General features: G+C 69.3%; 25 protein-coding genes and 1 tRNA gene. 17 read left to right on the forward strand and 9 right to left on the reverse strand.

All coding sequences use genetic code 11. From position 1 onward, the window contains the following. Positions 1 to 8 precede the first annotated feature (8 nt). From pdeM to ccmB, 6 genes are all read right to left on the reverse strand, one after another. Complete coding sequence (gene pdeM, locus K244_RS0119400; protein WP_020187956.1) at positions 9 to 719, reverse strand: ligase-associated DNA damage response endonuclease PdeM; 711 nt, start codon at positions 717 to 719, stop codon at positions 9 to 11. Positions 720 to 1,011: 292 nt separating this feature from the next. Beyond that, entirely contained in the window at positions 1,012 to 3,540 is a 2,529-nt protein-coding gene (locus K244_RS0119410) for a ligase-associated DNA damage response DEXH box helicase (protein ID WP_020187958.1), read from the reverse strand. Between the two features lie 62 nt (positions 3,541 to 3,602). Continuing rightward, entirely contained in the window at positions 3,603 to 4,226 is a 624-nt protein-coding gene (locus K244_RS0119415; RefSeq protein WP_020187959.1) for a DsbE family thiol:disulfide interchange protein, read from the reverse strand. Beyond that, entirely contained in the window at positions 4,223 to 4,393 is a 171-nt protein-coding gene (ccmD, locus tag K244_RS23295; protein WP_020187960.1) for a heme exporter protein CcmD, read from the reverse strand. The genes K244_RS0119415 and ccmD overlap by 4 nt, the downstream gene beginning before the upstream one ends. After that, positions 4,390 to 5,160 carry a heme ABC transporter permease gene (locus K244_RS0119425; protein WP_020187961.1) on the reverse strand — a complete coding sequence of 257 codons (771 nt, stop codon included), beginning with the start codon at positions 5,158 to 5,160 and terminating at the stop codon, positions 4,390 to 4,392. Before K244_RS0119425 ends, ccmD begins: the two co-directional genes overlap by 4 nt. 171 nt (positions 5,161 to 5,331) lie before the next feature. After that, positions 5,332 to 6,006 (reverse strand): heme exporter protein CcmB, encoded by a 675-nt coding sequence (gene ccmB, locus K244_RS0119430; protein WP_020187962.1) that lies wholly within the window; start codon positions 6,004 to 6,006, stop codon positions 5,332 to 5,334. Between the two features lie 168 nt (positions 6,007 to 6,174). On the opposite strand from ccmB, the gene K244_RS0119435 reads away from it, so the two are divergent. From K244_RS0119435 to K244_RS0119465, 7 genes are all read left to right on the forward strand, one after another. After that, positions 6,175 to 6,693 carry a PepSY domain-containing protein gene (locus K244_RS0119435; RefSeq protein WP_020187963.1) on the forward strand — a complete coding sequence of 173 codons (519 nt, stop codon included), beginning with the start codon at positions 6,175 to 6,177 and terminating at the stop codon, positions 6,691 to 6,693. Positions 6,694 to 7,058: 365 nt separating this feature from the next. Continuing rightward, entirely contained in the window at positions 7,059 to 7,409 is a 351-nt protein-coding gene (locus K244_RS0119440; RefSeq protein WP_020187964.1) for a F0F1 ATP synthase assembly protein I, read from the forward strand. 118 nt (positions 7,410 to 7,527) lie between these two features. Beyond that, a complete protein-coding gene (locus K244_RS0119445) occupies positions 7,528 to 8,274 on the forward strand; it encodes a F0F1 ATP synthase subunit A (protein WP_020187965.1) in 747 nt (248 codons plus the stop codon). Between the two features lie 55 nt (positions 8,275 to 8,329). Then, positions 8,330 to 8,557, forward strand: a complete 228-nt coding sequence (locus K244_RS0119450; protein ID WP_020187966.1) for a F0F1 ATP synthase subunit C — start codon at positions 8,330 to 8,332, stop codon at positions 8,555 to 8,557. Between the two features lie 78 nt (positions 8,558 to 8,635). Further along, positions 8,636 to 9,241 (forward strand): F0F1 ATP synthase subunit B, encoded by a 606-nt coding sequence (locus K244_RS0119455; protein WP_020187967.1) that lies wholly within the window; start codon positions 8,636 to 8,638, stop codon positions 9,239 to 9,241. 11 nt (positions 9,242 to 9,252) lie between these two features. Then, positions 9,253 to 9,735: a hypothetical protein gene (locus K244_RS0119460; protein WP_020187968.1), complete on the forward strand. Its 483-nt coding sequence runs from the start codon at positions 9,253 to 9,255 to the stop codon at positions 9,733 to 9,735. Between the two features lie 140 nt (positions 9,736 to 9,875). Next, positions 9,876 to 10,916, forward strand: coding sequence for a hypothetical protein (locus K244_RS0119465; protein ID WP_155931865.1), 1,041 nt, complete (start codon positions 9,876 to 9,878; stop codon positions 10,914 to 10,916). A gap of 15 nt (positions 10,917 to 10,931) precedes the next feature. Here the strand turns inward: K244_RS0119465 and K244_RS0119470 are convergent, their stop codons facing one another. Next, on the reverse strand, positions 10,932 to 11,498 hold the full coding sequence (locus tag K244_RS0119470; protein WP_020187970.1) for a hypothetical protein: 567 nt from the start codon (positions 11,496 to 11,498) through the stop codon (positions 10,932 to 10,934). Positions 11,499 to 11,693: 195 nt separating this feature from the next. On the opposite strand from K244_RS0119470, the gene K244_RS0119475 reads away from it, so the two are divergent. From K244_RS0119475 to ptsN, 8 genes are all read left to right on the forward strand, one after another. Beyond that, positions 11,694 to 11,778: transfer RNA gene (locus tag K244_RS0119475), tRNA-Leu, on the forward strand. 122 nt (positions 11,779 to 11,900) lie between these two features. Next, positions 11,901 to 12,515, forward strand: a complete 615-nt coding sequence (locus K244_RS0119480) for a ribonuclease H-like domain-containing protein (protein WP_020187971.1) — start codon at positions 11,901 to 11,903, stop codon at positions 12,513 to 12,515. A 12-nt stretch (positions 12,516 to 12,527) separates the two neighbouring features. Beyond that, the gene (lptC, locus tag K244_RS0119485) at positions 12,528 to 13,220 is read left to right on the forward strand and encodes an LPS export ABC transporter periplasmic protein LptC (RefSeq protein WP_155931867.1); all 693 of its coding nucleotides are present in this window, start codon (positions 12,528 to 12,530) and stop codon (positions 13,218 to 13,220) included. Between the two features lie 32 nt (positions 13,221 to 13,252). Continuing rightward, the gene (locus tag K244_RS0119490; RefSeq protein ID WP_020187973.1) at positions 13,253 to 13,846 is read left to right on the forward strand and encodes an LptA/OstA family protein; all 594 of its coding nucleotides are present in this window, start codon (positions 13,253 to 13,255) and stop codon (positions 13,844 to 13,846) included. Positions 13,847 to 13,865: 19 nt separating this feature from the next. Continuing rightward, positions 13,866 to 14,678 (forward strand): LPS export ABC transporter ATP-binding protein, encoded by an 813-nt coding sequence (gene lptB / locus K244_RS0119495; protein WP_051460170.1) that lies wholly within the window; start codon positions 13,866 to 13,868, stop codon positions 14,676 to 14,678. Positions 14,679 to 14,869: 191 nt separating this feature from the next. Continuing rightward, positions 14,870 to 16,423 (forward strand): RNA polymerase factor sigma-54, encoded by a 1,554-nt coding sequence (gene rpoN / locus K244_RS0119500; protein WP_020187975.1) that lies wholly within the window; start codon positions 14,870 to 14,872, stop codon positions 16,421 to 16,423. A gap of 189 nt (positions 16,424 to 16,612) precedes the next feature. Then, positions 16,613 to 17,194, forward strand: a complete 582-nt coding sequence (gene raiA / locus K244_RS0119505) for a ribosome-associated translation inhibitor RaiA (protein ID WP_024816629.1) — start codon at positions 16,613 to 16,615, stop codon at positions 17,192 to 17,194. Between the two features lie 78 nt (positions 17,195 to 17,272). Next, positions 17,273 to 17,737: a PTS IIA-like nitrogen regulatory protein PtsN gene (gene ptsN, locus K244_RS0119510; protein WP_020187977.1), complete on the forward strand. Its 465-nt coding sequence runs from the start codon at positions 17,273 to 17,275 to the stop codon at positions 17,735 to 17,737. Positions 17,738 to 17,829: 92 nt separating this feature from the next. Here ptsN and K244_RS0119515 read toward each other — a convergent pair whose 3' ends face one another. After that, positions 17,830 to 18,096 carry a DUF1150 domain-containing protein gene (locus K244_RS0119515; protein ID WP_020187978.1) on the reverse strand — a complete coding sequence of 89 codons (267 nt, stop codon included), beginning with the start codon at positions 18,094 to 18,096 and terminating at the stop codon, positions 17,830 to 17,832. 3 nt (positions 18,097 to 18,099) lie between these two features. Continuing rightward, positions 18,100 to 18,555 (reverse strand): Hsp20 family protein, encoded by a 456-nt coding sequence (locus K244_RS0119520; protein ID WP_024816630.1) that lies wholly within the window; start codon positions 18,553 to 18,555, stop codon positions 18,100 to 18,102. A gap of 216 nt (positions 18,556 to 18,771) precedes the next feature. Here K244_RS0119520 and K244_RS0119525 point away from each other — a divergent pair, with 216 nt between their 5' ends. Both K244_RS0119525 and K244_RS0119530 read left to right on the forward strand, forming a co-directional pair. Further along, positions 18,772 to 19,740: an SPFH domain-containing protein gene (locus K244_RS0119525; protein ID WP_024816631.1), complete on the forward strand. Its 969-nt coding sequence runs from the start codon at positions 18,772 to 18,774 to the stop codon at positions 19,738 to 19,740. A 5-nt stretch (positions 19,741 to 19,745) separates the two neighbouring features. Continuing rightward, the gene (locus tag K244_RS0119530; RefSeq protein WP_020187981.1) at positions 19,746 to 20,198 is read left to right on the forward strand and encodes an NfeD family protein; all 453 of its coding nucleotides are present in this window, start codon (positions 19,746 to 19,748) and stop codon (positions 20,196 to 20,198) included. Positions 20,199 to 20,223: the final 25 nt, after the last annotated feature.

Here is a 20,223-nt window from a genome sequence, read left to right on the forward strand (position 1 = left end):
GACGCGCGTCAGTCCGGCCGCAGGCCCCGCGCGGCGAAGGCGTAGACGCCGGCGTCGCCCAGCATCCAGGCGGTGAAGGCGTCGCCCGAGAACAAGCCGGCGAAGGCCTGGTCGCGCACGTTGAGGCCGCCGGCGTAGGCGCCGAAGGCCGGCAGCACCACGCGCGCGCCGTCGGTCGCGAAGCAGCGGCGGCGCAAGCCGCGGCCGCGCACCGCCACCTTCGCCACCGGGTGCAGATGGCCGGCGAGTTCGCCGGGCGCGGCGCCGGCCGTCGGCTCGTGGCGCAGGGTGAGGGCGCCGAGAACGAGGGTCAGCCGGGCCTCGCCGCCGAGGCCGGCGGGCGGCGCCGGATCATGGTTGCCGGCGATCCAGATCCAGTCGCGCCCGCGCTGCAGCTCGGCCACCGCCGCGCGGTCCGCCTCGTGCATGCGGGCGGGGCCGCCGTCGTCGTGGAAGCTGTCGCCGAGCGCGATCACCACGCGCGGCTGATAGGCCGCGACGAGGCGCGCGAGCCGGCCGAGTGTGGTGGCGGTGTCGTAGGGCGGCAGCATCTGGCCGCGGCGGGCGAAGTAGGAGCCCTTTTCCAGATGCAGGTCCGCCACGATCAGCGCGCCCGAGCCCGGCTCGTACAGCGCGCCGAGCGGATCGGCGACGAGGGCCGCGCCGGCGACGGTGATCGTCGGCTCGGACGCGCTCTTGGAGGGGCGGGGCGGAATCATTCCGCGGAACGTAGCAGGAACCGCGGAGTCCCGTCCACGCCTCCGGCGCGTCAGCGCGGGCGCGAGCGGGATCCGGCCCAGGCGAGCGTGCCGGCGAAGGCGCCGAACATCACGAGCACGGCGGCGACGACGAACAGGGTTTCGGCGGGCATGAGACATCCTCCTCTTGAACGGAGAGATCTCAGCCCTGAGCGGCCCTCGGCGCTTTGACGCGGATCAAACCGCCGCGCCCTCACGGAGGGTCGGAGGACGATCCCGGCTCGGCCTTCGGCCGTCCGGATGACGCCGCTGGTCAATCCTCCGCCATCGCCTCCGCGACCAGATCGTCCGCCGCGAGCTTCAGCAGCGCGTCGTGGGAGGCGCCGTAGACCGGCTCGCGGCCGACCTCCAGCAGCACGGGCACGGCCAGCGGCGAAACGCGCGACAGCGGTTTGTGGACCATGTGGCCCTTCACCCGCGCCAGCATCTCGACGATGCGCTCGAGGTCGATCAGGCCGCGGGAGGCGTCGGCGCGGGCGGCGCGGAGCAGGACGTGGTCGGGCTCGTGCCGGCGCAGCACGTCGTAGATCAGGTCGGTGGACATGGTGACCTGCCGCCCGGTCTTTCGCTTCGCGCCGATCACATTGCGCTCGATCAGCCCGGCGATGATGGCGCAGTTGCGGAAGGTGCGCTTCATCAGCGCGCTTTCCTCCAGCCACGCCTCCAGATCGTCGCCCAGCATGTCCTGGTCGAACAGCGCGTCGAGCGAGAGCAGGTCGCCCGCGATCATCGCGCTCATGTCGCGCAAAGCCCAGACCGCGAGGCAGTAGTCGCTCGCCACGAAGCCCAGCGGCGCGGCGTGCGCGCGCTCCAGCCGGCGGGTCAGCAGCATGCCGAGCGTCTGGTTCGCGAGCCGGCCCTCGAAGGTGTAGGCCACGAGGAAGTTCTTGCCCGCCCGCGGAAAGGTCTCGACCAGCAGCTGCTCCGGCTCCGGGATCAGCGACCGGCGCTGCTGCAGGCCGAGCCATTCGCGGGTCTGCTCGGGAAGCTGCGGCCAGCTCGCGCGGTCGTCGATGATGCCGCGCACGCGGGCCGCGACGTCGGTCGTCAGCGGCATGCGCCCGCCCACATAGGTCGGCACCTTCGGCGCGTCGGAGGTCGAGCGCGAGGCGTAGACGTCGGTGTCGACGAGGGCGTCGAACTTCAGGATCTCGCCGGCGAACATGAAAGTGTCGCCGGGGGTGAGCGTCTCGACGAAGTACTCCTCGATCTCGCCCAGCACCCGCCCGCCGAAGCCGCCGGGGCCCACCGTCCCGGCCTTGCTGCGGCGCGCCTTGGCGAGGCGCACCTTCAGCGTCGTCGCCTCGATGATGGTGCCGACGTTCATGCGCCAGCTCTGCGCCACCTGCGGGTTCGAGACCCGCCACAGCCCGTCTTTGGTCTGGCGGATCTTGGCGAAGCGTTCGTAGGAGCGCAGCGCGTAGCCCCCGGTCGCCACAAAAGCGACGACGTCGTCGAAGGTCGCGCGGTCGACATGTGCGTAGGGCGCGGCGGAGGTGACCTCCGCGAACAGCGCGTCGGCGTCGAACGGGCCGCCGCAGGCGACGCCCAGCACGTGCTGCGCCAGCACGTCGAGCGAGCCGGGCTTGGCGGCCTCCGCGTCCTGCTCGCCCGCGAGCGCCGCGGCCCGCGCCGCTTCGCACTCGATCACCTCGAAGCGGTTGGCCGGCACCATGATGGCCTTGGAGGGCTCGTCCAGCCGGTGGTTGGCGCGCCCCGTCCGCTGCAGCAGCCGCGACGCGCCCTTTGGCGACCCCATGTGGACCACGAGGTCGACGTCCCCCCAGTCGATGCCGAGATCGAGCGTCGAGGTCGCGACCACCGCCTTCAGCCGGCCCTCGCCCATGGCGGCCTCCACCTTCCGGCGCTGGCCGACGTCCAGCGAGCCGTGGTGGAGCGCGATCGGCAGGGTGTCCTCGTTGATCCGCCACAGCTCCTGGAACGTCAGCTCGGCCTGCGCGCGGGTGTTGGCGAACAGGAGCGTGGTCTTGTGCCGCTTGATCTCCTCGTAGATCGCGCCGAGCGCGTGGCGGCCGCCGTGGCCGGCCCAGGGCAGGCGCTCGTCGGTCTGGTGGATCGAGATGTCCGGCGCCGCGCCGCCGGCGATCTGCACGAGCTCCGCCAGCGGGCGGCCCCGCCGGGGGTCGACCAGCCAGCGGCGCAACTCGTCGGGGTCGCTCACGGTGGCGGAGAGCCCAACCGTGACGACGTCCGGCGCCAGCGCCCGGATGCGCGCGAGCGCCAGCGCGAGCTGGTCGCCGCGCTTGGTGGGGCCGAGCGCGTGCAGTTCGTCCACCACCACGCGCTTCACCGTCTCGAACAGCCGGCCCGCGCTGGGGTCGCCGATGAGCAGCGCGATCTGTTCGGGGGTCGTCAGCAGGATGTCCGGCGGCTGCTCCTTCTGCCGCTTGCGGCGCGACGCCGGCGTGTCGCCGGTGCGGCCCTCGACGCGGACGGGGAGGCCCATCTCCGCGATCGGCCGCTCCAGATTGCGCGCGACGTCGACCGCGAGCGCCTTTAGCGGCGACACGTAAAGCGTGTGGATTCCAGCGTTGTGGGAGTTCGACGGCCCGCGGTCGGCGAACTCGACCAGCGTCGGCAGGAAGCCCGCCAGCGTCTTGCCGGCCCCCGTCGGCGCGATCAGCAGAGCGTCGCGGCCGCCTTGAGCGTGCGCCATGAGTTCGAGCTGGTGGACGCGCGGCGTCCAGCCGCGCCCGGCGAACCAGCGCACGAAGCGGTCGGGCAGCACGGCTGCGGAGGGGACGCGGGCGCGGGTGGACACGGGAGAGAGATAAGAGTTTCGCCGCGCGCGGGGAGGGGCGCGGAGCGAAGTCTGCGGCGCGGTCAGCTCGACGGCTTGTCCGTCGCGGGCTTCGCCGCCTTCGCCTTCTCGATCTGCGGCTTCAGCGTCGCCTCGGCCGACTCCATCGTCAGCGGGCCCACGAACTTGAAGGCGACGCGGCCGTCGCCCGTCACCACGAAGGTCTCGGGCACGCCGTAGACGCCCCACTCGACGCCGGCCCGGCCGTTGGCGTCGACGCCGACGCGCTCGTAGGGGTTGCCGAGGCCGCCGAGGAAGCGCCGGGCGTTCTCGGCCGTGTCCTTGTAGTTCAGCCCGAGAATGCGGACGCCCTGCTCCCGCAGCCGCATCAGCACCGGATGCTCCTGCCGGCAGGGGGCGCACCAGGAGGCGAACACGTTCACCAGCGTGACCTGCCCGGTCGCAAGGTCGGCGCTGGAGAAGCCTGCGACCGGCGCGCCGTTCGCGAGCAGCCCCTTAAGCCCCGGAAGCGCCGTCTGCGGGGCCGCCCGCCCGACCAGCGCCGAGGGCAGGGCCGCGGGGTCCCGCCCGCTCGTGAGCGAGCCGTAGAAGAACCAGACGCCGACCGCGACCAGCGCGACGGGCAGCGCGAACAGCGCCCGCCGCAGCGGCGAGGGCCGGTCGTCCGGCGTGGTCGGCGCGGTCATGAGCGCGGTCCGCTGGCGGGGCGCTGCCGCCCCGACCGGGCCTCGAGCTCCGCCAGCGCCCGGCGCTGGGCGCGCTGGTCGAGCGCGGTCCAGAGGATGAGCCCCGCGATCACCGCGAAGGCGATGGCGTAGGAGGCGGCGATGTAGCCGAAGTGCGCGTCGGTCATGCCGCGGGCTCCGGCGCGAGGGCTGTGGGCGCCGAGGCCGCGGCGGTGAGACGCAGGGTGCGCACCCGACGGCGCAGCAGCTCGGTGCGCATGCCGACGAGATGCAGCGTCGTGAACAGCAGCGTGAAGGCGACGGCCGCGATCAGCAGCGGCCAGAGGATGGAGGGGTCCATCGTCGGCTTGCCGGCGCGGATCACGGAGGCCGGCTGGTGCAGCGTGTTCCACCAGTCGACCGAGAACTTGATGATCGGGATGTTGACCGATCCCACCAGCGTCAGGATCGCGCAGGCCTTGGCGGCGCGCGACGGCTCCTCGATCGCGGCGCGCAGCGCCATCAGCCCGAGGTACATGATGAAGAGGATCAGGAACGAGGTCAGCCGCGCGTCCCAGACCCACCACGTTCCCCACATCGGCTTGCCCCACAGCGAGCCGGTGGCGAGCGCGAGGAAGGTGAAGGCGGCGCCGAGCGGGGCTGCGGCCTTGGCCGAGACGTCGGCGATGGGGTGGCGCCAGATCAGCACGCCGAGGCTCGCGATCGCCATCAGCGTGTAGGCGAACATGGCGAGCCAGGCCGACGGCACGTGGATGAACATGATCCGCACCGTCTCGCCCTGCTGGTAGTCGGCGGGGGCGACGACCAGCGCGAGGTACAGCGCGACCGCGAAGACGACCGCAGTGGCGCCGATCAGCCACGGCGTGAGCCGCTCGGCGAAGGCGGCGAAGCGCGAGGGGTTCGCGAGCGAGGTGACGGCGGAGAGCAGGGACATGGGTTCGGTCGGGCCGGTCCGTTCGTGGTCGTCGGAGGCGAAGCCGGCGTGCCGGGATCGTCAATCGTCGCGGGATCTTCGGTCGTCGAATACGTCCATCCTGAGGTCGCCGTTACCTAAGGCGCCTTTGCGCCGCAGGAAACGCGCCATCCGTCGCAAGCCGTTCACATCTCAATCCCGCAGCAGCCGGAGGGCGGCGGCGGCCGCGACGGGGCCGAGCACCGCGTAGCCGAGCGCGAGGCCCGCCAGCACGCCGAGCGGGCCGAAGCCGTCGCGGGCCGGGTCGCTCGCGGCGACGCCGAAGATCAGCACCGGGATCGCGAGCGGCAGGATCAGCACCGGGACCAGAAGTCCGCCGCGGCGCAGGCCGACGGTGAGCGCCGCGCCGACCGCGCCGAGGCAGGCGAGCGCCGGCGTCCCCAGCAGGAGGGACGCCGCGACCTTGAGCGAGGTCTGCGGCCCGACGTCGAGCATCACCGCGAACAGCGGCGCGGCGACGACGAGCGGCACGCCCGTTGTGAGCCAATGCGCGAGGATCTTGGCCGCGACGACGAGCTCGAGAGGCGCGGGCGCGAGATGCATCAGGTCGAGCCCGCCGTCCTCGTGGTCCGCCTGCAGCAGCCGGTCGAGCCCGAGCAGGGTGGCGAGAAGCGCGCCGAGCCACAGGATCGCCGGGCCGATGCGGCCGAGCAGCGGCAGGTCCGGTCCCACCGCGAACGGCGTGACGGTCACCACAAGAAGAAAGAAGACGACGCCGAGCCCGGCCCCGCCGCCACGGGCGAGCGCGAGATCGCGGCTGAGTACGGCCGAGAGGGGAGAGGGCAAGGCGGCGTCCTGAAGGCTCATGCGTGGGGCGCCCGCAGCCTTTGGCCAAGGGGGCGCGTCACGCTTTATTTCCTGCGGGCGACGAAACATAGCAAGCGCCTCCGCGTTGAGCCTGCCCTTGGGTCGGCGGCAGCCGACCTCGTTCAACATGCGGTCGGCTCCAACCGACCGGCATTCGGAGGTTACGTCATGTCCACCGTGTCCCGCATCGCTCTCGGCGCGTTCGCTCTCGGCGCCATCGCTCTCGCTCCTGTCTCCGGCGCCCGCGCCGACGAGACCGAGATGGCGAAGAACGCAAAGGTGTCGCTGGTCCAGGCGATCGACGCGGCCGAGGCCAAGGGCGGCGGCAAGGCCACCGAGGTCGAGTTCGAGGACGACAACGGCGGCCGTTGGGAGGTGAAGGTCCTGAGCGCGGCGGGCGACAAGCTCACCGAGTATTATGTCGACCCGAACTCCGGCCAGGTGACCGGAGAGGCCAACCAGCCGATCGAGGTCTATTTCACGATGCTGAAGCCCGAGGACTTCAACAAGGCCTCGACCCAGCTCAAGGCCGCGGTGGCCGCGGCGGAGCAGCTCGGCGGCGGCAAGGCGGTCAGCGCGGAAGTCGAGCGCGAGAGCGGCGCGGTCGCCTACGAGATCGACGTCGCCGGGGCCGACGGCAAGAAGGACGTGAAGGTCGACGCCAACGGCAAGGCGACCCTCGACTGATCCACGCGCACCGCGCGACGTTATGGGCCGGCGCCTCCTGGAGGCGCCGGCCTTCTTCGTTCTAGGCCCGGTCCCCGCGGAGACAGATTCGCGGCTCCGGCGACGTTCGCAGCGGCTTCGGCGGCGCCCTGCGGGCATTTGTCGGGCCACCGTTCGGCGAGTTCCGCCTGATATCCCGCAACAGATACCGCCCGGCGCCCGCGACGTTTCCGCCGCACCCCCGTACGGCGGCGTTTTTCACATTATTTTCAAGGCGTTGTAACTTTGCGGCGGAACCTTGACAGCCTATGCCCCAAAAATTAGGGTGCGCGCGACTTGAAGGGGGCGACGAACGGCTCCGGGGGTCGGGAGGAGACGCGGGCGCAATGACGCAAGGCTCCGACCATCGTCCGGATCGGAACGACGCTCCCGGCGACGGCGATCTGGCCGGGCGTCTCGAGCGGCTCGATCGTGAGATCGAAAAGCGGGGCTCCTCCAAATCCACCGGCGCTGACGGCCGCTCCGGCGGCGACGTCTCCTCGGGCCTCGCTCAGGCGTTCCGGCTCAGCTCGGAGTTCGTCGCGGGCGTGGTGGCGGGCGGCATCGTCGGCTTCCTGGTCGACAAGCTGTTCGGATCGAGCCCTTGGGGCCTGATCGTCTTTCTGCTGCTCGGCTTCGTCGCCGGGGTGTTGAACGTGTTGCGCTCGGCGGGCCTCGTCAAAGGTCCGGGCCAATAGGCCTCCCGAAAGCGCGCCGCGCAGGTTGGTCGGACGCCTTCGGGACCCCGAAGACGTCCGATTTTTCGAGGACGAGGGACGCCCGAGAGCGGCGCGCCCGTAACAGGCTGAAGGAACGATGGCCGGCGCACTTGATCCGATCCACCAGTTCCAGATCGTTCCGCTCATCGGCGAGGGCGCGTTCGCCTTCACCAACTCCGCCGCCTACATGGCGCTGACGGTCGTCCTCATCACGGGCTTCCTGATGATCGGCACCTCGGCCCGCACCCTGGTGCCGGGCCGGCTGCAGTCGCTGGCGGAGATGTCCTACGAGTTCGTGGCCGGCACGGTCCGACAAACGTCCGGCGACGGCGGGATGAAGTTCTTCCCGCTGGTGTTCTCGCTCTTCATGTTCGTGCTGTTCGCGAACCTGATCGGCCTGATCCCCTACACCTTCACCGTCACCAGCCACATCATCGTCACCTTCGCGCTCTCGATGATCGTGATGCTGACGGTCGTGATCTACGGCTTCGCCAAGCACGGAACGCACTTCCTGCACCTGTTCGTGCCATCCGGCGTGCCGGGCTACATCCTTCCGCTCGTGGCGGCGATCGAGGTCATCTCGTTCCTCTCGCGCCCCATCAGCCTCAGCGTCCGTCTGTTCGCGAACATGCTCGCGGGCCACATCACGCTGAAGGTTTTCGCCGGCTTCGTGACGATGCTCTCCGCGAGCCTCGGCGGCGTCGGCCTCGCGCTCGGCGTGCTGCCGCTCATCCTGGCGATCGGCATCACCGCGCTCGAGTTCCTCGTCGCTTTCCTGCAGGCCTACGTCTTCACGCTGCTGGCCTGCATGTACCTCAACGACGCGCTGCACCCCGGCCACTGATCAAGCCTGCGGCGTCATCGCCCCGAAACCCACTGTCCCAATTGGAGTTCTCGTCATGGAAGCTGAAGCCGCGAAGTTCATCGGCGCCGGTCTCGCCACCCTCGGCATGGGCGGCGCAGCCGTCGGCGTCGCGAACATCTTCTCGAGCTACCTCGCCGGCGCGCTGCGCAACCCCTCGGCCGCCGACGGCCAGTTCGCTCGCCTCATCTTCGGCTTCGCGGTGACGGAAGCGCTCGGCATCTTCTCGCTGCTCGTCGCGCTGCTGCTGCTGTTCGCCGTCTGATTTCGGACGGACCTTCCGCGTGAGGCGGCCCTCCCGGCCGTCCGCGCGGCCTGACGCGCGATCGATGGGGAGCTTTCGATGACCGAGACCGCTGGTCCGGCCGGCACAATCATCCTGGCGCAGGCGGAGCACGCGACGCCCGCCGAGACGCATGCCGGCACGGAAGCGCAGGGCGGCGGCCATGGCGGCGGCGGCGCGTTTCCGCCGTTCGATTCGTCCACCTTCGCCGGTCAGATCCTCTGGCTCGCGATCTTCTTCGGCCTGCTCTACCTGCTGATGAGCAAGGTCGCGATCCCGCGCGTCGCCAACATCGTCGAAGGCCGCGCCGAACGCATCGCAGGCGATCTCGCCGAGGCGCGGCGTCTGCGGGCTGAAAGCAAGGCGGCCGGCGAGGCCTACGAAAAGGCGCTCGCCGACGCGCGCTCCAAGGCTCAGGCGATCGCGTCCGAGACCCGCGAGCGGGTCTCCAAGGAGGCCGACGACAACCGCAAGCGCACCGAGGCCGAGCTCAACGCCAAGCTCGAGGCTGCGGAAGCGCAGATCGGCGCGACCAAGGCGCAGGCCCTGTCCAACGTCCGCGTGATCGCGGTCGACGCGGCCTCGGCCATCGTCGAGCGGCTGGCGGGCGCTTCGGCGCCGGCGGCGGACATCGAGCGGGCGGTCGACGCCTCGCTCGCACGCTGAGGGACGAGACCATGGGAAGCGCTGAATTCTGGGTTCTCGTCGCCTTCGTCATCTTCATCGGGATCGTCGTCTATCTCGGCGTGCCTGGGAAGGTGACCGCGGCGCTCGACCGCCGCGCGGCCAAGATCAAGGCCGAACTCGACGAAGCCCGCGCCCTGCGCGAGGAGGCGAGCCGCCTGCTGGCGGAATTCGCCCGCAAGCGCGACCAGGCCGACCGTGAAGCGGAGGAGATCGTCGCCGCCGCCCGCGCCGACGCCGAACGTCTTGCGGCCGACGCGAAGGCCAAGGTCGAGGAGTTCGTCGCCCGCCGCACGAAGCAGGCCGAGCAGAAGATCGCCATGGCCGAGGCCCAGGCCGTCACCGAGGTGCGCTCCGCCGCCGCCGACGCGGCCGTCTCCGCCGCCGCGGAGGTGCTAACCTCCCAGGCCCGCGGGCCGCTGGGCGACAAGCTGTTCGACAACGGCCTCTCGGAGCTTCGCGCCAAGCTCAACTGAGCGACGCTGAGCTCGCATTTCAAAAGAGCCGCCCCAGGGCGGCTCTTTTCGTTTGTGCCCCAGCACGTCGTTCAACCAAAAGATGTACTTCTAAATCGCACCATTTAATGGTGTGGTGTGGCGCCTTCGAGGAGCGCTTCATGACCGAGCTTTTCGCGGAAGTCCGACGCACGATCGAATTGGTCGCGGAGATCCAGACCGCCGCAACGCTTTCGGTGGTCGGGCTCGCACTGATGGCTTTCGCTTCTGCGGCGCTTTATTGGGCCATCAACCGGGCAGGGGAGGCCGCCACCTGGCTAAAGCTGACGATGGCGGCGAGCCTCGTCTCCGGCGTCGCATTTTCCATCGCGGGGCCGGCGGTCGCGCTCCTCAGCCGCACCGACACGCCGATCAGAACACTCCCAAAGGATCAGATTTTCGCCAAGCTTCGCACAAACGAGCGTGTGACGTGGCTGATCAGGCTGATCCCCTATTATCCGGACAAGCAGCCCGAACTGGCGGTGAGCCAGCTCCGCACGCTGGGCCCATCCTCGCTGAAATACGTGTTCGTCGGCTCGTACGAGGAGGTCAAGGGCCGCACCGTCGAGCAAGCCATCGCAATGGTGGGCGGCGCTTATCACCGAGATCAGCGTGTTTCAGCGGTGATCTTCGCGGTCTCCGGCCGCTATCCCATCTTTCCCGGAAATGCCCGGGGGCTCCTGCAAGTGATCAAGAAAATTGAGACGGATCCAGCATCGCAGGTCGCTAATAAACTGATCAAAGAAGACGCTCTCGGCAAAGACGCCGAAGAAAGTCTGTTAAACGAAGAGCTTAGTTCTTGGTCGTTTGATTTCTACAAGAAATACTTTTGGAAATTCTGTAGCCTGACTCATAAATTGCGGTGTGGGAAAGCTGCCTTTGATGTGCATCAGTCGATCAGCAGCATCAATTCCGATTGGCATCCTGCGGGAGCCGCGACCATGAGACAGTCAGATCCGTGCGCTTCGGCACCGCGCGTCTGCACCTTCACGACATGGGATGAGATCACCAATGACATTTATCCAGATTTTGGGGCTCGCGTGTTTCTGATCGAGAACAAGCCGATCACCGACTTGAGCAATCGCTATCTGATCGACTTCGAGAATCCGTCGATGCAGTTGATCCCCGAAATCGGTAACGTCGCGACCGCACGCGGAGGCTGAAGTGTCGGCGCCGCCTCACCGCCCCGCCGTCACCACCTTCGCGGCGCGCTGCAGTTCGGCCTGGCTCATCTCGAAGCCGACCACCACGGACCAGCCGGCGTAGTCCTTCGCCGGCGGCAGCGACAGGTCCTCGACCACATAGGCGAACGGGCCGGACGTCGCGCCGCGCGGCAGCTGAACCTTCACTTTGGCGCGACGGCTCGCCACCGGCTGTCCGCCGTCGTCGAGCACCGCGATGGTGAGCGGCGCATTGAACCAGCTCGGTCCGGCCGTCGTCGCCCGGACGCCGTCGCCGGTCACCGCGACCTTCACCAGCGTCTCGGCGCCCAGGTCGGCACAGTCGCGGGCGAGGGCCCCGAGCGTCGCCCGATTCGCGCCCGCCGCGCCGCGCGGGAAGCTCTCCGCGCCTTTGAGCGTCACGACGCGGGGGCAGGCGGCGTCGTCGGCCGGACGGGCGGCGACGCCCTGGCCGACCAGAGCCGCGGCGGCCTGCGAGGCGCTCGGGGCCTGCTGGGCGGATGCGGGAGCAACGAGCGCGAGCGTCGCGACGAGCGCGGCTGCGGACGGTGCGTGGAGAGACATCGTGCGAATCCCTGCGATGACGTTCGGCCGGCCCCGCGTTCATCTTTCGTCAAGGAATAGGGCTGAATTGCGCGCGCCCCCTCGCGTTCGGCCCGAGGCCCGCGGCCCGTCCCTGCGAGGGCGCGGCGAATGCCGCGGATAAGCCATACGGCGCCATTGACAGGCCCCCTGTCGACCCCCTAAGACCCACCGCGAGCCCAGGTGGCGGAATTGGTAGACGCGCACGGTTCAGGTCCGTGTGGGTAACACCGTGGAGGTTCGAGTCCTCTTCTGGGCACCACATCCACGTTCGAGCGTCGCGAAGTTATTCTCGCGGCGCTCGAACGTGTTCGTCTTGACGCGCGCCTGCCCGGCGGCTTCGCTTCGTCGCACGCCCGGCGCGCATGATCGGTAGAGCCGCGCATGACGATCCGACTTCATCGGGGCGATCTTCCCAACGATTACGTTCCCGGTTTTGCGGTCGCGATCGACACCGAAACCCTCGGCCTCAATCCCCATCGCGACCGGCTCTGCCTGGTCCAGCTTTCGACCGGCGACGGCTCGGCCGATCTCGTCCAGATCGCGCCCGGCCAGACCCGCGCCCCGAACATCGAGGCGCTGCTGCGCGACCGCGCGGTGACCAAGCTGTTCCATTTCGCCCGGTTCGACGTCGCCGCCCTCTACAAGGCCTTCGGCGTCATGACCGAGCCGGTCTACTGCACCAAGATCGCGTCGAAGCTGGTCCGCACCTACACCGACCGCCACGGCCTGAAGGATCTCGTCCGCGAGATGCTCGGCGTCGAAATCTCCAAGCAGCAGCAGTCGTCGGACTGGGGCGCGGACGAACTGTCGGACGCGCAGCTTTCCTACGCCGCGAGCGACGTGCTGCATCTGCACGCCCTGCGCGCGAAGCTGGACGGCGTGCTCGCGCGCGAGAACCGCACGGCCTTCGCCGACGCCTGCTTCGCCTTCGTTCCCGTGCGCGCGGCGCTTGATCTCGCGGGCTGGGCCGAGAACGACATCTTCTCGCACGCCTGACGGAACGCCCGCGTGCTGAGGTCCTCCCCCATCATCGCCATGGCTGCGGCGGGCGGCGTCCCGGCAGAGGCGTTCCGGCGCGCCGAACGGCACAGCCGGCTGGTGCGACGGTTGAGGATCGCGACGCCGATGCTGGCGGCGGCGCTCGTCGTCGCGGCGGGCGCCGCGGCGGTGCTGGAGCCACTGTCCGACGAGGTGCACGTGGACGTGGCCGGCATCGACGTCGGCGGCTCCACCGTGGCGATGGACGCGCCGCGGCTGCGCGGCTTCAACGGCCAGGACCGCGCCTACGACGTCACGGCCCGCACCGCGCGGCAGACCATCGCCAGTCCCAACCGGATCGAGCTCGACGGCCTCGGAGCGCGGATCGAGATGACGGACCAGGGGTGGGCGACGCTCACCTCCAGCGCCGGCGTCTACGACGCGACGGCGCAGGTGCTGGACCTCACGCAGAGCGTGCGCGCCATCTCCGACAAGGGCGACGACGCGACCTTCGCCAGCGCCCGGGCGGAGCTGAAGACGGGACGGATCGTGTCCGACCAACCCGTCACGATCAAGATGGGCGGTTCTCTGCTCACCGCGGATCGCATGGAGATCCTACACAGCGGCGACAGCATGCGGTTCTCCGGCCGTGTTAAGCTGACGCTGCGTCGGGAATCCGCCGCGGCCGACGCTCTCCCCGCCAATCCCCCGCAAACGCCGTGAAAGCTCAAAACACTACGCCCAAGGAGGCGCCGATGCGTTTCGTTCTCGCGATCTTCGCAAGTCTCGCGCTGCCGGCGGTCGCTTCGGCGCAGTCCGTCACCAGCGCGTTCGAAGGGTTCTCCGGCCGCTCCAACGAGCCGGTCAACGTCGAGGCGGACAATCTGGAGGTGCGCGAGAAGGACCAGGCCGCGGTGTTCTCCGGCAACGTCCAGGTGGTTCAGGGCGACTCGACGCTGAAATCGAAGCAGCTGACGATCTACTACTACGGCCCGAACGATCAGCCGCAGAAGCCGAAGGACGCGCAGCGTCCAACCCAGGGCGCGACCTCGGGCCCGAGCGGCACGCCGAGCGCGCCGCAGGGCCGCGACATCCGTCGTCTCGAGGCCGACGGCAACGTGGTCGTCACCTCCAAGGAGCAGAAGGCCACGGGCCAGCACGGCGTGTTCGACATGCCGAGCAACACCGTGGTCCTGACGGGCGGCGTCGTGGTCTCCCAGGGCGACAACGTGATCCGCGGCGACCGGCTGCACGTCGACCTGACGACCCAGCGGTCGCGCGTCGAGAGCGCCGCGGGCGGCGGCCGCGTGCAGGGCGTGTTCAAGCCCGCGCAGCGCCAGCAGCCCTAAGGAGCGCCGCGTGAGCCTGATGTCGCGTTTCGCCGCCGGACGCCGGCGGCCCGAGGCCGCCTATTCGCCGTCGGCGGGCGGCCATGACTTCGAAACCGCGGACGTCGCCGAAGGCGCGCTGGTGGCGCGGGGGCTCGCGAAGAGCTACGGCTCCCGCGCCGTCGTGCACGACGTCGGCCTGTCGGTGCGGCGCGGCGAGGCTGTGGGCCTGCTCGGGCCGAACGGCGCCGGCAAGACGACGGTGTTCTACATGATCACGGGTCTCGTCCCGGCCGACCGCGGCCGGATCGAGCTCGACGGCAACGACGTGACGCGCCTGCCGATGTACCGCCGCGCGCGGCTCGGGGTCGGCTATCTCCCGCAGGAGGCCTCGATCTTTCGCGGCCTGTCGGTGGAGGACAACATCCGCGCCGTGCTCGAGGTCGTGGAGCCGGACCGCAAGCGGCGTGAGCACGACCTCGACGCCCTGCTGGACGAGTTCGGCGTCGCGCGGCTGCGCAAGTCGCCGTCGATCGCGCTGTCCGGCGGCGAGCGGCGCCGCGTCGAGATCGCCCGGGCGCTTGCGAGCCGGCCGAGCTTCATGCTGCTCGACGAGCCGTTCGCGGGCATCGACCCGATCGCGGTGGGCGACATCCAGGCGCTGGTGCGGCATCTCACCAACCGCGGCATCGGCGTGCTCATCACGGACCACAACGTCCGCGAGACGCTGGGGCTAATCGACCGCGCCTACATCATTCACGCGGGGCGCGTGCTGATGGAGGGGACGCCCGACGAGATCGTGTCCCATCCGGACGTCCGACGGCTTTACCTCGGCGAAGAGTTCCGGCTTTAAGAACGGCGAAGCGGTTCGTTATGCAAGAATCGGCCCACACGCCTTGCGGCGCGGGTCGAAGTCGCAGACGATCGGCTCGGCGGGCGTGTCGCGCCCGCCCTGTTCCCGTGTCGACGACGCGGACCGGCCGCCGCTGACGAGTGCGCGACAGCCGGGGCCGCGTCGCCTCAGCCGTCCGAGCGCCCGCACTCATGGCCCTGACCCCTAAGCTGCTTCTGCGCCAATCACAGTCGCTGGTGATGACGCCGCAGCTTATGCAGGCCATCAAGCTGCTGCAGTTGTCGAGCCTCGACCTCGCGACCTACGTGGAGAACGAGCTCGAGCAGAATCCGCTCCTGGAGCGGCAGGAGGAGCGGGTCGAAGACGTGCCCGACGAGGCCCAGGCGCAGGAGCGCCGCCTCGATGAGGCCTTCGAGGGCGCGAAGAGCTCCGATGACTGGAGCGAGGACGGCGGCGCCGGCTCGCGGTCCGAAATCGAGCAGCGGCTCGACACCGACTTCGGCAACGTCTTTCCCGACGACGCGCCCCAGGAGGTCGCCCGGACGCCGGCGGAGACCCCGCCCGACGTCGGCGACTGGTCGTCGATCGGCCCTGGCTCCGCCGGTTCGGGGGAGGGCGCCGACCTCGAAGCCTACGTGGCCGATCGTCCGACGCTGGCAGATCACCTGGAGCGCCAGCTTGCGCTCGCGGTGTCGTCGACCGTCGAGCGCGCCATCGGCCTGCACCTGATCGATCTCGTCGACGAAGCCGGCTACATCCGCGAGCCGATCGAGTCGATCGCCGAGCGGCTCGGCGCCTCGCTGGCGGCGGTCGAGGGCGTCCTGCGCGTCATCCAGACCTTCGAGCCGAGCGGCGTCGGCGCGCGCACGCTCGCGGAATGCCTCGCGATCCAGTTGCGGGAGCGCGACCGCTACGATCCCGCCATGCAGGCTCTGGTGGAGAACCTCGAGCTCGTCGCGCGCCGTGATTTCACGGCTCTGCGCCGCCTGTGCGGCGTCGACGAGGAGGACCTCGCCGACATGCTGGCCGAGCTGAAGCGGCTCGAGCCGAAGCCGGGGCGCGGGTTCGGCGGCGAGGTGGTGCTGTCGGTCAGCCCCGACGTGCTGGTGCGGCTCGGCCAGGACGGCGCCTGGCTGGTCGAGCTGGTCGCCGACAGCCTGCCGCGCGTGCTCGTGAACCAAGCCTATTACGCCAAGGTGGTCCGGGTCGCGAAGGACGAGGGCGAGAAGACCTTCCTGACCGAATGCCTGCAGACCGCGAACTGGCTGACGCGCAGCCTGGAGCAGCGGGCGCGGACCATTCTCAAGGTCGCGACCGAGATCGTGCGCCAGCAGGACGGCTTTCTCGTCCACGGCGTCGCGCATCTCAGGCCGCTCAACCTGCGCACGATCGCGGACGCCATCGGCATGCACGAATCGACCGTGTCGCGGGTGACCGCCAACAAGTACATGGCGACGCCGCGCGGGGTGTTCGAGCTGAAGTACTTCTTCACCGCCTCGATCGCGAGCGCGGACGGCGGAGACGCCCATTCGGCGGAAGCCGTGCGGCATCGCATCCGCACGATGATCGACGCGGAGAGCCCCGACGACGTTCTGTCCGACGACACGATCGTGAAGCGGCTGCACGACGGCGGCGTCGAAATCGCCCGGCGCACCGTCGCCAAGTACCGCGAGAGCCTGCGCATTCCGTCGTCGGTGCAGCGCAGGCGCGAGAAGACGTCGGCCCGCAACGTGCCGGCCCAATAGAGTTCCGACAAGTTTTTCAAGGTTTTAGCGGAAAAATGATCGCGCCGAAGGGTCGATTGACTTCGATCTGGGCGGCTCTTAGGTCTTAAAAGGAGGGTGACGACGGTGCGTTCGGCGGCGCGTTTTTGGCGGCGTTGAAGGCATGGTTCCGGCGCCCGACCTCCTGTCGTCAGTCGTGGAGCGAAATCCATGTCATTGCGCGTTTCCGGAAAGAACCTCGATCTTGGAGAGACCCTTCGAGAGCAGGTTCAGGATCGTATTTCTGGCGCGATGTCGAAGTATTTTGACGGCGGTTTCTCCGGCCACGTCACCGTCGCCAAGGACGGGTCCGGGTTCCGCACCGAATGCTCGCTGCACCTGGACAGCGGGATCGTTCTGCAGTCCGCCGGCGCGGCCGCGGACGCCTACGCGAGCTTCGACCAGGCCGCGGCCCGCATCGAGCGCCGCCTGAAGCGGTACAAGGCCCGCCTCAAGGACCATCATGCGGAGGCCGACTCGAACGACAACGCGCCCTACGTGGTGTTCGAAAGCCCGACCGACGAGACGGACCTGGAGGACGACGGCTGGAGCCCGGTCATCGTCGCGGAGACCACCACCAAGCTGCGGCGGATGACTGTGGGTTTCGCCGTGATGGAGCTCGACCTCACTGGCGCGCCTGTGGTCGTTTTCCGGCATGCGGTTCACGGCCGCATCAATATGGTGTATCGCCGTGCTGACGGTAACGTCGGCTGGATTGACCCGCCCCCGGTTGGCGGCGCGGACGGCCACTGAATTCGAGCCGCGGTCGCGGCGCGTGGGATAAGCTCCCGCGCGTCGCTGCGGGCCGCGCAGCCGAGGTTTCGACGTCAGATGCCCCTAGCCGACCTCGTCGCGCAGAACGCGATATTACCGGCGCTCAAAGTGAATTCGAAAAAGCAGGCCATCCAGGAGCTTGCGGCGCGCGCCGCGGAGCTCACGGGCTTGCCCGAGCGCGACGTATTCGAGACGCTGCTGCAGCGGGAGCGGCTTGGCTCCACGGGCGTGGGGGCGGGCATCGCGATCCCGCACGGCAAGCTGCCGAAGTTTGACCGCTTGTTCGGCCTGTTCGCGCGGCTGGATCGTCCGATAGACTTCGACGCGCTCGACGGCGAGCCGGTCGATTTGGCCTTCCTGTTGCTCGCGCCGGAAACGGCGGGCGCGGACCATTTGAAGGCGCTCGCGCGGGTCGCCCGCGTCCTACGTGATCCGGCCACCGCCCAGAAGCTACGCGCCTCCCGCGACGCGACGGCGCTGCACGCCGTGCTGACCCAGCCTCTCGCCTCAAACGCGGCGTAGACTGCTTAGTTTGCGGGCGGTCGCTCCACCACGCAGCTGCGAGACGCCCCCTAGATCAGCGGGCGTCTCGCCTTTGTCTTTCGCGGCTGGCCTCAGTGCAGGCTGACGGTGACGAGCTCATGCTCGCGCGCGCTCTCGAACAGGGCTTCGCGGCTGTCCGCGACCACGATCGGCTGTCCGTTGGCGCCGAGCAGCGCGAACAGCTTCAGGCCCGGCTCAAGCTCGGGAGCCTCCGGAAACAAAGCGTTCAGCTCCTCGGAGAGGATCGGTTTGACGTAGGCGATGTGGCCGTCGCCAACGGCCGCAAATTCGGCCGAACTCAGGGGACCCTGACGGACCGAAGCGTTTTCCCGGATCATGACTCACTCCTTCTCCGCTAAGCGGCTGCTTTCGTCGCGCGACACGATGGCGATACGTTGAACTTCGCGCTTCGGCTCTGGACGAACGAGATCGACGACCAAAAGTCCCGTCGCAAGATCGGCGCCGAGAACTTCCATGCCTTCGGCGAGCAGAAAGGCTCGGACGAACTGGCGGGCCGCGATCCCCCTGTGCAGGTAGACGCGGTCTTCGCGCTCGGCCGGCGGCCGGCCACGGATCACCAGTTCGTTCTTCTCGATCGTGACCTCCAGCTGTTCGGGCTGGAAACCTGCGACGGCGAGCGTGATGCGGAGCCGTTCCGGCCCGTCGATCGACGGGCCCACACGTTCGATGTTGTACGGCGGGTAGCCGTCGGCGCTCTTCGCGACGCGATCCAGCGCGCGCTCAAGGCCGTCGAACCCGAGCAGAAACGGGCTCTGAAAACTCGTCATACGCGACATGTTCAAAGTCCTTCGCATAAGCGACTTTGACGGAGCCTCGTAAACAAAGCGCTCCGAAGGCCGGTGGTTCCGGCCGATCGTTAAGGTGGGCGCGGGACGCGTGGCTTTCAAGCGCCCCGGGTTCCGCCGCCCTAAGGGCGCCGCCGCCCTTGCGGCTTGCGTTCGCAGGGTCGTTGGCGCCTCATGGCCGCCGCCAAAAAGGGGGTCTCGTTCATGCTGTCCGGCTTCGACATCGTCGCGATCGCGGCGGCGCTGCTGATCATCTTCGTCATCTTCGCAGGCGTGAAGACGGTCCCGCAGGGCTTCAACTACACCGTCGAGCGCTTCCAGAAGTACACAAGGACGCTGGATCCCGGCCTCACCATCATCGTGCCGTTCATCGACCAGATCGGGCGCAAGGTGAACATGATGGAGCAGGTGCTCGACATCCCGAGCCAGGAGGTCATCAGCCGCGACAACGCCAGCGTGACGGTCGACGGCGTCGCCTTCTACCAGGTGATCGACGCGGCCCAGGCCTCCTACGAGGTGACCAGCCTCGAGCGCGCGATGATGGCGCTGACCATGACCAACATCCGCTCGGTGCTGGGCTCCATGGACCTCGATCACATCCTGTCCCAGCGCGACGAGATCAACATCAAGCTGCTGCACGTGGTCGACGCCGCCGCCGGGCCCTGGGGCGTGAAGGTCACCCGCATCGAGATCAAGGACATCACCCCGCCGGCGGACCTCGTCGCCGCCATGGGCCGGCAGATGAAGGCCGAGCGCGAGAAGCGCGCCTCGATCCTTGTGGCCGAAGGCGCGAAGCAGGCGCAGATCCTGGAGGCCGAGGGCCGCAAGGAGGCCGCCTTCCGCGACGCAGAGGCGCGCGAGCGGCAGGCGGAGGCCGAGGCGCGCGCGACGTCGCTCGTCAGCGAGGCGGTCGCGCGCGGCGACATGGCGGCGCTCAACTACTTCATCGCCGAGAAATACGTGGACGCCATGAAGGCGCTCGCGACCTCGCCGAACCAGAAGACGCTGGTCGTGCCCTACGAGGCGACGGCGCTGATCGGCTCGCTCGCCGGCATCGCCGAGATCGCGCGCGACACCTTCGGTGGCGACGGCGGCGCGACGCCCGCCGCCCGGACCTCCGGGTCCCGGCGCGGAAGCGTGCCGAACGCCGGCGCGTCTCCGGCGTCGGGGGCCTGAGGGCGGTGCTGGTCGAACTGATCGGCGGCCTCGGGCCGTGGCGCTGGGTGGTGCTGGGGGTCGCGCTGCTCGCGATCGAACTCGTGGCGCCGGGCACCGTGCTGCTGTGGCTTGGGCTCGCGGCGATCGTCGTCGGGGCGCTCGCCTTCCTCGTCGATCCCGGCTGGCAGACCGAGGTGCTGGCCTTCGCCGTGCTCGGCCTCGCCGCCGCGGTGGGCTGGTGGTTCTTCGGCCGCCGCGACAACGCCGCGGTCAGCGACCGGCCGCTCCTGAACCGGCGCGCGCACGCCTGCGTCGGGCGGGTGCTGTCGCTCGACGAGCCGCTCGTCGACGGCGCCGGCCGCGTGCGGATCGACGACACGGTCTGGCGCGCGACCGGCCCGGATCTCCCCGCCGGCGCGCGGGTGCGGGTGATGGCCGCCGAGGGCTCGACGCTGAAGGTCAAGCCGGCGGATTGAGCGGGTTGAGGCTGGCTCCTGCAAA

It is taken from the genome of Methylopila sp. 73B (assembly GCF_000526315.1).
Lineage (GTDB): Bacteria > Pseudomonadota > Alphaproteobacteria > Rhizobiales > Methylopilaceae > Methylopila.